8 protein-coding genes are annotated in these 13119 nt (G+C 60.9%); all 8 read left to right on the forward strand.

Features of this window, described 5'->3' with window-relative positions; all coding sequences use genetic code 11:
* Window positions 1-38 precede the first annotated feature (38 nt).
* The 8 genes from recA to JQM68_RS01795 all read left to right on the forward strand — a co-directional run bounded on the left by recA (window position 39) and on the right by JQM68_RS01795 (window position 12935).
* A complete protein-coding gene (gene recA, locus JQM68_RS01760) occupies window positions 39-1145 on the forward strand; it encodes a recombinase RecA (protein WP_235221194.1) in 1107 nt (368 codons plus the stop codon).
* Window positions 1135-1755 carry a regulatory protein RecX gene (locus tag JQM68_RS01765; RefSeq protein WP_235221195.1) on the forward strand — a complete coding sequence of 207 codons (621 nt, stop codon included), beginning with the start codon at window positions 1135-1137 and terminating at the stop codon, window positions 1753-1755. Before recA ends, JQM68_RS01765 begins: the two co-directional genes overlap by 11 nt.
* Before the next feature lie 38 nt (window positions 1756-1793).
* A complete protein-coding gene (gene rimO, locus JQM68_RS01770) occupies window positions 1794-3116 on the forward strand; it encodes a 30S ribosomal protein S12 methylthiotransferase RimO (protein ID WP_235221196.1) in 1323 nt (440 codons plus the stop codon).
* 12 nt (window positions 3117-3128) lie between these two features.
* Complete coding sequence (gene pgsA, locus JQM68_RS01775; protein WP_235221197.1) at window positions 3129-3650, forward strand: CDP-diacylglycerol--glycerol-3-phosphate 3-phosphatidyltransferase; 522 nt, start codon at window positions 3129-3131, stop codon at window positions 3648-3650.
* Between the two features lie 349 nt (window positions 3651-3999).
* On the forward strand, window positions 4000-5793 hold the full coding sequence (thrS, locus tag JQM68_RS01780; protein WP_235221198.1) for a threonine--tRNA ligase: 1794 nt from the start codon (window positions 4000-4002) through the stop codon (window positions 5791-5793).
* Window positions 5794-6058: 265 nt separating this feature from the next.
* Window positions 6059-9475 carry a pyruvate carboxylase gene (locus JQM68_RS01785; RefSeq protein ID WP_235221199.1) on the forward strand — a complete coding sequence of 1139 codons (3417 nt, stop codon included), beginning with the start codon at window positions 6059-6061 and terminating at the stop codon, window positions 9473-9475.
* A 252-nt stretch (window positions 9476-9727) separates the two neighbouring features.
* Window positions 9728-10753, forward strand: a complete 1026-nt coding sequence (locus JQM68_RS01790; protein ID WP_235221200.1) for a TAXI family TRAP transporter solute-binding subunit — start codon at window positions 9728-9730, stop codon at window positions 10751-10753.
* Between the two features lie 166 nt (window positions 10754-10919).
* The gene (locus JQM68_RS01795; protein WP_235221201.1) at window positions 10920-12935 is read left to right on the forward strand and encodes a TRAP transporter permease; all 2016 of its coding nucleotides are present in this window, start codon (window positions 10920-10922) and stop codon (window positions 12933-12935) included.
* The last annotated feature ends 184 nt before the right edge of the window (window positions 12936-13119 follow it).

Raw genomic sequence — 13119 nt, forward strand, 5'->3', positions numbered from 1 at the left:
ATTTTGATGGTTATATAGAGATTTAGGAGGACGAGATTATGGCAAGAGACAAGGCACCCCTGCCCACCGCGGCACCGGCGGACGACAAGAAGCGGGCCATCGACACCGCCATGGCCCAGATCGAGAAAATGTACGGCAAGGGCTCCATCATGCGCCTGGGCGACCAGACGAATCTGGCCGTGGACTATATCCCCACCGGCTCCCTGGCCCTGGATGTGGCGCTGGGCATCGGCGGCCTGCCCAAGGGCCGTATCGTGGAGATCTACGGACCGGAGTCCTCCGGTAAGACCACCCTGGCTCTCCATGTGGTGGCCGAGGCCCAGAAGCGGGGCGGCGAGGTGGCCTTCGTGGACGCCGAGCACGCCCTGGACCCCACCTATGCCCGGGCGCTGGGCGTGAAGGTGGAGGATATGCTGATCTCCCAGCCGGATACCGGCGAGCAGGCCCTTGAAATCACCGAGGCATTGGTCCGCTCCGGCGCCATTGACGTCATCGTGGTGGACTCCGTGGCCGCCCTGGTGCCCCGGGCGGAGATCGAGGGCGAGATGGGCGACAGCTATGTGGGCCTCCACGCCCGGCTGATGAGCCAGGCCCTGCGTAAGCTCACCGGCGCCATCGGCAAGACCAACACCATCGTCATCTTCATCAACCAGCTCCGCGAGAAGGTGGGCGTCATGTACGGCAACCCGGAGGTCACCACCGGCGGCCGGGCCTTGAAGTTCTACGCCTCCGTCCGCATCGACGTGCGCCGCATCGAGGCGCTGAAGAACGGCAGCGAGGTGGTGGGCAGCCGCACCCGTGCCAAGGTGGTCAAGAACAAGGTGGCACCCCCCTTCCGGGAGGCGGAGTTCGACATCATGTATGGCGAGGGCATTGCCCATGAGGGCGAGCTCATCGACCTGGGTGTGAAGCTGGACCTGGTGCAGAAGGCCGGTTCCTGGTTCTCCATGGGCGAGACCCGCATCGGCCAGGGCCGGGACGCAGCCAAGAAATATCTGCAGGAAAATCCCGACGTGGCCGCCAAGCTGGAGGCCGACATCCGGGCCAACTTCGACAAGCTGATGACGGGCCAGTCCCGCATTGCAGCCAAGGCCGCCGGCCGGGCGGTGGACGTCAGTGCCGACGACTTCAAGGATGAGGATTGAGCGCTTAGAGGCGTCCAAGCATAAGCGGGGCCGGGTGCTGGTATTTCTGGCCGACGGCGCCTGCCTGAAGATCACGGAGCAGGAGCTGCTGGACTTCGGCCTCCGGGCCGGGGACGAGCTGGATGAAACAACGCTGGCCCGTCTGAAAGAAGCGGCGGGCGTCTCCAATGTGAAAGCCACGGCTGCGGACCTCATCGGCAAGCGGGCCATGAGCCGCGCTTCTCTGGAGAAGAAGCTGAAAGAAAAGGGCGCCAGCGAGGCGGAGGCCCGCTACGCCGCCGAGTGGCTGGAGGCCATCGGCGCCATCAACGACGCCGACTACGCCGCTCTGCTGGTGCGGCACTGCGCCGATTTGGGCTATGGCCCCGCTCGCACCCGGGAAAAACTCTACGAAAAGGGCGTGCCCCGGGAGCTGTGGGACGAGGCCCTGGACCAGCTTCCGGACAATGGCGAACAGATCGACCGCTTTCTGCAAAGCAAGCTGCGGGGCCGGATGCCGGACGAGAAGGAAAAGAAACGGCTGACGGACGCGCTGCTCCGCCGGGGCTACTCCTGGGGCGATGTGAAGGCGGCCTGGAACCGGCTGGGGTCCGAAACCCGGGAGGACTGAGCGCCCACCTAAATATCAATGTATCGGAGGATACAAGCTTGAGTTACAACGTGTCATTTATCTCCCTGGGCTGTGCCAAGAACCAGGTGAACTGCGAGCAGATGATGGCTGTCTGCCAGGCTGCCGGCTACAACATCCAGGCGGCGCCCGAGGGGGCTGATGTGGTGGTGGTGAACACCTGCGGCTTCCTGGCCTCCGCCTGCGAGGAGGCCATCGACAACATTCTGGAGATGGCCGAGCTGAAAAAGGCGGGCCAGGTGAAGAAGATCCTGGTCACCGGCTGCATGGCCCAGCGGTACAAGGAAGATGTTTTAAAGGAGCTTCCGGAGGTGGACGGCATCCTGGGCACCGGCAGCTACGGCGATATTGCCGGTGCCATTGCCGAAGTCATGGAAAAGGGCCTGCGGCCCTGCCACATCGGGAATATCCACACCGCCAATCAGAGCGGCGAGCGCATTTTGTCCACTCCCCCCTGGTATGCCTACCTCCGTATCGCCGAGGGCTGCGACAACCACTGTGCCTACTGCGTCATCCCCTCCCTCCGGGGCAAGTACCGCAGCCGACCCATGGGCGAGCTGCTGGACGAGGCTGCCGAGCTTGCCTCCGCCGGAGTGAAGGAACTGCTGGTCATTGCACAGGACATCACCCGGTACGGCACGGACCTGAACGGCGAGCACCAGCTGGCAACGCTGCTGCGGGAGCTGTGCAAGCTGGACTTCCACTGGATCCGGCTCCACTACCTGTATCCCGACGAGATCACCGACGAGCTCATCGACACCATCGCGGCGGAGCCCAAGATCGTCAAGTACCTGGATATTCCCATCCAGCACTGCAACGATACCATTTTGAAGGCCATGAACCGCCGGGACACCAAGGCGTCCCTGACGGAGATGTTCGGCAAGCTCCGCGCCCGCATCCCCGGTCTGGTGCTGCGGACCAGCATCATCACCGGCCTGCCCTACGAGAACGAGGCCGCCCTGGAGGAGCTGTGCGCTTTCCTGCGCCAGACCCACATCGAGCGGGCGGGCGTGTTCCCCTTCTCCCCGGAGGAGGGCACCCGCGCCGCCCTGATGGACCATGTGGACACCGAGGAGGCCCGGCGGCGGGCGGAACTGGTGGTGGACGTGCAGTCCGACATCATCGACGATTACAACGAGTCCGTGCTTGGCACCGAGCGGGAGGTCCTGTGCGAAGGCTTCGACGGCCAGGCTCAGATGTTCTTCGGCCGCAGCTACGCCGAGTCCCCGGACATCGACGGCCGCATTTACTTCACCGCCGAGGAAGAAGTGGCGCCCGGCACTTTTGTAAATGTGCGCCTGACTGGTACCATGGACGGCGAACTCACCGGAGAAATGGCTTGAGGAGAGAAAACTATGAATCTGCCTAATAAACTGACGCTTCTGCGCATCATTCTGATCCCCGTATTCATGGTGGTGCTGTACTGGGGCTTTCCCGGCGCAACCTGGGTGGCCCTGGCAATCTTTATCATCGCAAGCCTGACGGATATGCTGGACGGGAAGATCGCGCGGAAATATAACCTGGTGACGGACTTCGGCAAATTCGCGGACCCCCTGGCGGACAAAATGCTGGTGACGGCGGCCATGCTGTGGTTCGTGGAAAATGGCCAGATGGCGGCGTGGATGCTGCTGATCGTCATCTGCCGGGAATTCGCCGTCAGCGGCCTGCGGATGATCGCCAGCGACAAGGGCCGGGTCATCGCCGCCGGCTGGTCCGGCAAGGTGAAGACCGCCTCCACCATGGTGTGCATCGTGCTGATGTTCCTGCCCATTCCGGCTGTTTTGAACACCGTATGCTGCTGGGTCATCACCCTGACCACCCTCTACTCCGGCGTGGAGTATTTTGTGAAGAACAAGGATGTCATCCAGTCCATCTGAGGAAAACAAAAAAGCCAGGTACTGTCACTTGACAACCGCAAATTCCGGTGATATGATGACTTCCGATATGAAAAGGCATCGAAAAGGACACTGCCCGGCAGAGACAGCAGAGAGGGACCGCCATTGGCTGTAAGCGGTACTTGCCGAACCCGGGACCAGTTACCACCTTGGAGCCGCCCACCGATATGTAGGCTGGGACGGGACCTCCCGTTACAGAGGACACGAGCGACGGCCAACAGCCGTAAGCAGGGTGGAACCGTGGAATACGTTTTTCGTATCTCACCCCTGATTTCCGTCAGGGGTGGGATTTTTCTTTATTTTCACCCCTCAACAAAAGGAGGAACTTATTATGAGCGAAGAAAACCTGTATACCTTTGAAAACGAGCAGTACCGCCGGACCTACTGGCACACCTGCTCCCATGTGCTGGCCCAGGCCATCAAGCGCCTGTGGCCTGAGACCAAGCTGGCCATCGGCCCCAGCATTGACAACGGCTTCTACTATGACCTGGACAGCGACGAGACCTTCACCGCCGAGGATCTGGAGAAGATCGAGGCCGAGATGCGGAAGATCTGCAAGGAGAAGCTGAAGCTGGAGCGCTTTGAACTGCCCCGGGAAGAGGCCGTCAAGTTCATGGAGGAGAAGGGCGAGCCCTACAAGGTGGAGCTCATCAACGACCTGCCGGAGGACGCCGTCATCAGCTTCTACAAGCAGGGCGAGTTCACCGACCTGTGCGCCGGCCCCCACCTGGACTCCACCGGCCGCATCAAGGGCAACGGCATCAAGCTGACCGCCTGCAACGCCGCCTACTGGCGGGGCGATTCTTCCCGCAAGCAGCTCCAGCGCATCTACGGCATCGCCTTCCCCAAGAAGGAGGAGCTGGACGAGTACCTGGCTAAGCAGGCCGAGGCCCTGAAGCGGGACCATAACAAGCTGGGCCGCGAGCTGGAGTATTTCACCACCGTGGACTCTATCGGCCAGGGCCTGCCCATTCTGCTGCCCAAGGGCGCCCGTGTCATCCAGCTCCTGCAGCGCTGGGTGGAGGACACCGAGCAGAAGGCCGGGTACCTGCTGACCAAGACCCCCCTGATGGCCAAGCGGGACCTGTACCGCATCTCCGGCCACTGGGACCACTATCTGGACGGCATGTTCATCCTGGGCGACCCCTATGACGAGACCAAGGAGTGCTTCGCCCTCCGTCCCATGACCTGCCCCTTCCAGTATCAGGTCTATCTGAACCGCCAGCGCAGCTACCGCGACCTGCCCATGCGTCTGGGCGAGACTTCCACCCTGTTCCGCAACGAGGACTCCGGCGAGATGCACGGCCTCATCCGCGTCCGCCAGTTCACCATTTCCGAGGGCCACCTGGTGCTCCGTCCCGACCAGCTGGAGGAGGAGTTCAAGGGCTGCCTGGACCTGGCGAAATACTGCCTGGGCACCGTGGGCCTGCTGGACAAGTGCACCTTCCGGTTCTCCCAGTGGGACCCCGCCAACCCCAACAACAAGTATGAGGGCACCGCCGAGCAGTGGGAGGAGGCCCAGCGGGTCATGGCCCAGATCCTGGACGACCTGGACGTGAAGTACACCATCGGCATCGACGAAGCCGCCTTCTACGGCCCCAAGCTGGACATTCAGTACAAGAACGTCTACGGCAAGGAGGACACCCTGGTCACCATCCAGATCGACATGCTGCTGGCCGAGCGGTTCGGCATGTACTATATCGACGAGAACGGCGAAAAGAAGCTGCCCTATATCATCCACCGCACCTCTCTGGGCTGCTACGAGCGCACCCTGGCCTACCTCATTGAGGAGTACGCCGGCGCCCTGCCCACCTGGATGGCCCCCGAGCAGGTCCGCTTCCTGCCCGTCACCGACCGCGCCAGCGACTACTGCGCTGAGCAGGCGAAGAAGCTGGAGGCCCTGGGCTTCCGCGTGGAGGTGGACTACCGCAACGAGAAGATCGGCAAGAAGATCCGCGAGGCCCAGCTGGAGAAGATCCCCTACATGGTGGTGGTCGGCGACCGGGATATGGAAAACGGCACCGTTTCTCCCCGTCACCGTGCCGACGGCGACCTGGGCGCTATGAGCATGGAGGACTTCACCGCCCTGCTGAAGGACGTTGTGGATTCCAAGGCCAAGAAGTAAAAAGCCGCTGCCTGAAGCGCAAACAGGAACGATGCCCCCGGGCAAATGCCCGGGGGCATTTTTACGCCAAAATGTCCGCAATACAAATACAATAGTCCTGTGTAAATAGACAAATAAATTAGGTAACCTTGCGTAAAAATATGGAATTTTTTCCGAAAATGCGCGTCTGCGGTAAAAAGCCATTGCAACTGCCAAAATCAGAAGCGTATACTGGTAAAAAATCAGGGTTACCATGGGCGGTTTATATGAAAGAGGAGGAAACTTTATGAGCAGAATGTTCAAAAAGGTGTTGGTCGCGAACCGCGGCGAGATCGCTATGCGCATTTTCCGGGCCTGCCATGATCTGGACCTGCAGACCATTGCCATTTACTCCAATGAAGATACATACAGCCTGTTCCGCACGGCTGCTGACGAGTCGTATCCCATTGGGGAGAATGAGAGCCCGCTGGGTGCGTATCTGAATATTGACCGCATCATCCGCCTGGCCAAAAAGCACGGCGCCGACGCCATCCATCCCGGCTACGGCTTCCTGTCCGAGAACGGCGACTTCGCCCGGGCCTGCGAGGAGGCGGGCATCCAGTTCATCGGCCCCAGCTCCCGCATTCTGGATATGATGGGCGACAAGCTCTCCGCCAAGCAGATGGCGGTGGAGTGCGGCGTGCCCACCACACCCGGCACCACGGAGCCGCTGAAAAGCCGGCAGGAGGCCCAGAAGCTGGCCATGGAGTTCGGCTTCCCCGTCATTCTGAAGGCTGCGGCAGGCGGCGGCGGCCGTGGCATGCGCCGGTGCGACACCGTGGAGGAGGTCGGCGTCAACTTTGACCTGGTAAAGGCAGAGGCGAAGAAGGCCTTCGGCAACGACGACATCTTCATGGAGAAATTCCTGGTGGAGCCCAAGCACATCGAGGTCCAGATTTTGGGCGATGAGTTCGGCAATGTGGTCCATCTCTACGAGCGGGACTGCTCCCTCCAGCGGCGGTATCAGAAGGTGGTGGAGTTCACCCCGGCCTTCTCCGTGGCGCCGGAGGTGCGGCAGGCCCTTTACGACGACGCGGTCAAAATTGCCAAGCACGTCGGCTACGTCAACGCGGGCACCCTGGAGTTCCTGGTGGATAAGGAAGGCCACCACTATTTCATCGAGATGAACCCCCGCATCCAGGTGGAGCACACCGTCACGGAGATGGTGACGGGCATCGACCTAGTGCGCTCCCAGATCCTGATCGCCGAGGGCCGTCCCCTCAGCGACCCGGAGATCGGCATTACCAGCCAGGCGGACGTCCACCAGAACGGCTATGCCATCCAGTGCCGCGTCACCACCGAGGACCCCGCCAACAACTTCGCTCCCGATACCGGCAAGATCACGGCCTACCGCTCCGCCGGCGGCTTCGGCATCCGGCTGGACGGCGGCAACGCCTATACCGGCGCGGTCATCTCCCCCTACTATGACTCCCTGTTGGTGAAGATCACCACCTGGGACAACACCTTTGAGGGCGTGTGCCGCAAGGCGGTCCGGGCCATCAACGAGGTCCACGTCCGGGGCGTCAAGACCAACATCGCCTTTATCACCAATATTCTGAAAAACCCAACCTTTATGGCGGGCAAGTGCCACACGAAGTTCATCGACGAGACGCCGGAGCTGTTCCAGATCGACGAGAGCCAGGACCGGGCCACCAAGATGCTGAAATACATCGGCAATATCGTGGTGAAGGAGCAGGACGGCCACAAGTTCTACGATGCGCCCCGGTTCCCGCCGGTCACCGGAAACCGCCCCGACGGCCTGAAGCAGATGCTGGACGCCAAGGGCCCCAAGGCCGTTGCGGACTGGGTGCTGGACCAGAAGAAGCTGCTCATCACCGACACCACCTGCCGCGACGCCCACCAGTCCCTGCTGGCCACCCGGGTCCGTACCCGCGATATTGTGAAGGGCATGGAGGGCACCAGCGAGATCCTGGCGGACGCCTTCTCCCTGGAGTGCTGGGGCGGCGCCACCTTTGATGTGGCCTACCGCTTCCTCCACGAATCCCCCTGGGAGCGGCTGGACCTCATCCGCCAGAAGGCACCCAACCTGCTGCTGCAGATGCTCCTCCGGGGCGCCAACGCCGTAGGCTACACCAACTACCCCGACAACGTCATTCGGGAGTTCATCAAGGAGGCCGCCCGCTCCGGCGTGGATGTGTTCCGGGTGTTCGACTCCCTGAACTGGCTCCCCGGCATGGAAGTCGCCATGGACGAGGTGCTGAACCAGGATAAAATTTGCCAGGCCACCATCTGCTATACCGGCGACATCCTGGACCCCAAGCGGGATAAATATACGCTGGACTACTATGTGAAGCTGGCGAAGGAATTGGAGCACCGTGGTGCCCATATGCTGGCCATCAAGGATATGTCCGGCATCCTGAAGCCCTACGCCGCAAAGAAGCTGGTCTCCACACTGAAGCAGGAGATCGGCATCCCCATCCAGCTCCATACCCACGACACCTCCGGCAACCAGGTGGCCACCTGCCTGCTGGCGGCGGAGGCCGGCGTGGACGTGGTGGACCTGGCCATCAGCTCCATGGCCGGCATGACCAGCCAGCCCTCTCTGAACGCCGTGGTTGCGGCCCTCCAGGGCACCGAGCGGGATACCGGATTGGACCTAGACCGTCTCCAGTACCTGACCGACTACTGGGAGGATGTACGCAAGCGCTACGATTCCTTCGAGGGCGGCATCAAGTGCAACAGCACCGACATCTACCGCTATGAGATCCCCGGCGGCCAGTACACGAACCTGAAGCCCCAGGTGGAATCCCTGGGCCTGGGCAGCCGGTTCACGGAGGTCAAGGAGAACTACCGGAAGGTCAACGAGATGCTGGGCGACATCGTAAAGGTGACGCCCTCCAGCAAGATGGTGGGCGACATGGCCATTTTTATGACCCAGAACGGCCTGACGCCGGAGAATATCGTGGAAAAGGGCGAGGGCCTGGCCTTCCCGGACAGCGCTGTCAGCTACTTCTCCGGCATGATGGGCCAGCCCGCCGGCGGTTTCCCCAAGGATCTGCAGAAGGTGGTGCTGAAGGGCAAGGAGCCGATCACCTGCCGCCCCGGCGAGCTGCTGCCGCCTGTTGATTTTGAGGCCAAGAAGAAAGAGATGCAGTCCTTTGACCCGAATCCCAGCTGGCGCGCCGTCCTCAGCTACTGCCTGTATCCCAAGGTAGTTGAGGACTACGTGAAGCAGCAGAAGGAGTACGGCTACATCATGCGCCTTGGCAGCCATGTGTTCTTCCACGGCCTGGCGGTGGGCGAGACCAACAAGGTCAACATCGCCGACGGCAAGACCCTGGTCATCAAGTATCTGGGCCTGGGCGAGGTCGACAAGGAGGGCATGCGCACCGTCAGCTTTGAGCTCAACGGCATCCGCCGGGACGTGCAGGTGCCGGACGAAGCGGCCCAGAAGAGCATCGTCAAGGTGCCCATGGCGGACCCGGAGGACAAGAGTCAGGTGGGTGCTTCCATCCCCGGCGCGGTGAGCAAGGTCAGCGTCAAGGTGGGCGACCGGGTGGAGAAAAACCAGACCCTGGTCACCATCGAGGCTATGAAGATGGAGACCGCCATCACCGCCCGCATGGACGGTACCGTCGCATCCATTGAGATCAAGGAGGGCGACACCGTGAAGGGCGGCCAGCTGCTGCTGACGATCCAATAACAGATGCTCCGCCTGGGCGGGCGTTCTGTATAAAAGGTGGATGCATATTCTACCGGCTTTTATGTAAAATGACGTCCTTCGCAGGAGGCCCGTCAAAAAATGCAGAACGGAACCCCCGAAATGCAAGGCGAATGTCAACAACTTGCATATAAACCAAAGGAATTCGAAAAAATGCTTGAAAAATGAATTGATATGCGGTATGATATGCAAGGTATTACAAGCCCCATACCAAATATGAAAAGAGGATTTATGATGAAAAAGTTTCTGTCTTTGCTGATGGCCGTCATGATGATGGCTACCGTCCTGGCCGGCTGCGGCGGCGGTAAGACTGCTGAGCAGCCTGCCGACACCAAGGAGCCCGCTCAGGAAGAGACCCAGGCTCCCGCCGCCACCGGCAGCGACCTGACCTTTACCACCGGCGGTTCCTCCGGCACTTACTACGCCTTTGGTTCCGTGCTGGCCGGCCAGATCAGCGACTGCACCGGCTCCAAGATCACCGCTGTCGAGGGCAAGGGCTCTCAGGGCAACATTGAGCTGATGGATATGAACGGCGCCCAGCTGGGCCTGGTTCAGTCCGACGTTATGAGCTACGCGTACAGCGGCACCAACCTGTTCGCCGAGACCGGCAAGGTTGACTGCTTCTCCACCGTGGCAGCCCTGTACATGGAGCAGGTCCAGATCGTCACCTGCGATCCCAGCATCAAGACCGTGGCTGACCTGAAGGGCAAGAACGTGTCCATCGGTGACTCCGGCTCCGGCGTGTACTACAACGCCATCGACGTTCTGGGCGCTTACGGCCTGACCGAGCAGGACATCAACCCCACCTACCAGGGCTTCGGCGACAGCGCTGACGCTCTGAAGGACGGCAAGATCGACGCGGCCTTCGTGGTTGCCGGCGCTCCCACCACCGCTGTTACCGAGCTGGCCAGCGCCAAGGACGTCTATCTGGTGAGCCTGGACGACGAGCACATCGACGCCCTGCTGGCCAAGTCCCCCTATTACAGCAAGTATGTGATCCCCGCTGATACTTACGGCCTGGATTCCGACACGACCACCGTGGCCGTCGGCGCCGTGGTCATCGCCCGTGACGACGTCTCCGAGGACGACATCTACAACTTCTGCTCCGGCGTGTTTGAGCATATCGACGAGATCACCGCTGTCCATGCCAAGGGCGCTGAGCTGAGCCTGGACTTCGCCACCTCTGTCACCTCCGTTCCCTATCATCCCGGCGCTGCCAAGTACTTTGCCGAGAAGGGCATCGACGTTCCTACCAAGTAAGACGTTTAGGAACTGTTAAAAATCGATAAAACCCTCCGAGAGGCTGCGGCGGGCTATGCCCGCCGCAGTCCCTTGTCGGTTTTACGAGGCGGATGAGTTTCCGCGGAAAACGGCGGAAAGTCATGCGTTTCGTAAAAGAATCTGGTGAGAAAGTGAGGAAAGCAGCATGAGCTTTTGGAAAAAAAGTGAAAAAGCTCCCGTAAACACTGCTCCGGCGGAGGACGCCTCCACCGGTACGGCCGCCGATGTGGAAGCGGTTATGAAAAAATACGACAGGGAGTCCAATACCCGCGTGTGGGAGGGAAAGCCTAAGCTGGTGGTTCGTACCTTCATGGTGTTCTTCTCCCTGTGGAGCATCTATGTCACGCTGTTCAGCACCGCCCTGCCGGAGGTTCGGCTGAGCCTGTTCCTGGGCATGGTGCTGCTGATGGGCTACCTGAATTTCCCGGCCCGGAAGAACCATGTGAAAGTGAACTCCATGCCCTGGTACGACATCCTCATTATGGTGCTGGGCTCCGGTGCGTTTTTCTATTACGCCATTAACGCGCAGAAGATCATCAAGCTGTCCCTGCGGGCGGCCAAGGACCCGCTGCTGCTGGTTTTGGGCGTGGTGGGCATCATCGCGCTGATCGAGCTGTGCCGCCGCAGTGTGGGCCTGCCCATTTTGTGCGTGGTGGGCGCCCTGCTGGTGTACACCTTCACGAAGGTGCAGCCCCAGCTGGTGATTTATAACCTGTTCTACACCACCTCCGGCGTGATGAACACGCCCATCAATGTCTGCGCCAAGTACATCGTGGTGTTCATCATCTTCGGCGCGTTCCTGGAGCGGACCGGCATCGCCCAGTTCTTCATTGACCTTGCCAACTCCGTTGCAGGCGCCTCCGCCGGCGGCCCCGCCAAGGTGGCCGTCATCTCCTCCGCCCTGTGCGGCATGGTGTCCGGCTCCTCCGTGGGCAACACCGTCACCACCGGCTCCGTCACCATCCCCATGATGAAAAAGACGGGCTATAAGGGCGAGTTCGCCGGCGCTGTGGAGGCCGCCGCCTCCACCGGCGGCCAGATCATGCCCCCCATCATGGGCGCCGCCGCGTTCCTGATGGCGGAGTATATGGGCATCAGCTACGCCACGGTGGCCGTGAAGGCCATCCTGCCCGCGGTTTTGTATTTCACCGGCATTTACATCGCCGTCCATCTGGAGGCCAAGAAGCTGGGATTGAAGGGCATCCCCAAGGATCAGCTCCCCAAGTTCAGCATTTTGATTCGGAAGATCTATCTGCTGGCTCCTCTGGTGGTCCTGGTGGGCATGGTGGCCACCAATATGAGAACGATGCAGTTCTCCGCCGCCATCGCGATCCTTGTGGCGATCCTGGTCAGCCTGCCGGATACCATTCGGGACAGCCGTCCCCAGGCAGGGGAGGAGGGCGGCTTCCTCAAGCACGCCCGGAATGCCTTGAAGAAGCTGTTCTTTATGTGCTTCAACGCTCTGGAGGCCGGCGGCAAGGGCACCATCACCGTTGCCGTGGCCTGCGCCATGGCCGGTATCGTGGCCGGCTGCATCACCGTTACCGGCCTCGCCTCCAAGCTGATCACCGCCATCGTGACGATCTCCGGCGGCCACGCCATGATCGCCCTGGTGCTGACCATGCTGTGCTGCATCGTGCTGGGCATGGGCGTGCCTACCACCGCCAACTACTGCATCATGGCGGCTACCTGCGCGCCCATCCTGATCAAGATCGGCATCCCCACCGTGGCGGCCCACTTCTTCGTGTTCTACTTCGGCATCGTGGCGGACATCACCCCGCCCGTGGCTCTGGCAGCCTACGCCGGCAGCGCCATCGCCAAGGCCGACCCCATGAAGACGGGCTTCAACGCCACGAAGCTGGCTATCGCGGCCTTTATCGTGCCGTACATCTTCGCGCTGAACCCCGCCATGCTGTTTATCGACACCAATGCCTTCCAGGTGGTGCAGATCGTCATCAGCTCCCTCATCGGTCTGTTCGGTGTGGCTTCCGCCCTCAACGGCTTCCTGTACTGCAAGATCAACCCGCTGTTCCGCATCCTGCTGGTGGTCGGCGGTTTGGGTATGATGATCCCCGGCACGCTGACCGATGTGACGGGCCTCGTCATCGTGGTCGGCATCGTGCTCTATCAGCGGATGTCCGCCAAGCGCCTGGCTGCGTGATTTTACCCCGGCATCAGGACCGCTCCCAATCGGGAGCGGTCTTTTTGCGTAAATATGAAAAATTCCGGAACCATTTCGTCTCCTGAACCGTCTATATCCATATACAGGCTTTTGCGGAAACTGTAACCATTTTGTTGTTGTTTTGCAGAATAGACTGTACTACCATGAATCATACAGTTGTAAC

This window comes from Oscillibacter valericigenes (genome assembly GCF_021531435.1).
GTDB lineage: Bacteria > Bacillota > Clostridia > Oscillospirales > Oscillospiraceae > Oscillibacter > Oscillibacter valericigenes_B.

Coding starts and splice junctions, on each gene's coding strand:
- recA (WP_235221194.1), top strand. CDS start 39: ATGGCAAGAGACAAGGCACCCCTGCCCACCGCGGCACCGGCGGACGAC.
- JQM68_RS01765 (WP_235221195.1), top strand. CDS start 1,135: ATGAGGATTGAGCGCTTAGAGGCGTCCAAGCATAAGCGGGGCCGGGTG.
- pgsA (WP_235221197.1), top strand. CDS start 3,129: ATGAATCTGCCTAATAAACTGACGCTTCTGCGCATCATTCTGATCCCC.
- thrS (WP_235221198.1), top strand. CDS start 4,000: ATGAGCGAAGAAAACCTGTATACCTTTGAAAACGAGCAGTACCGCCGG.
- JQM68_RS01785 (WP_235221199.1), top strand. CDS start 6,059: ATGAGCAGAATGTTCAAAAAGGTGTTGGTCGCGAACCGCGGCGAGATC.
- JQM68_RS01790 (WP_235221200.1), top strand. CDS start 9,728: ATGAAAAAGTTTCTGTCTTTGCTGATGGCCGTCATGATGATGGCTACC.
- JQM68_RS01795 (WP_235221201.1), top strand. CDS start 10,920: ATGAGCTTTTGGAAAAAAAGTGAAAAAGCTCCCGTAAACACTGCTCCG.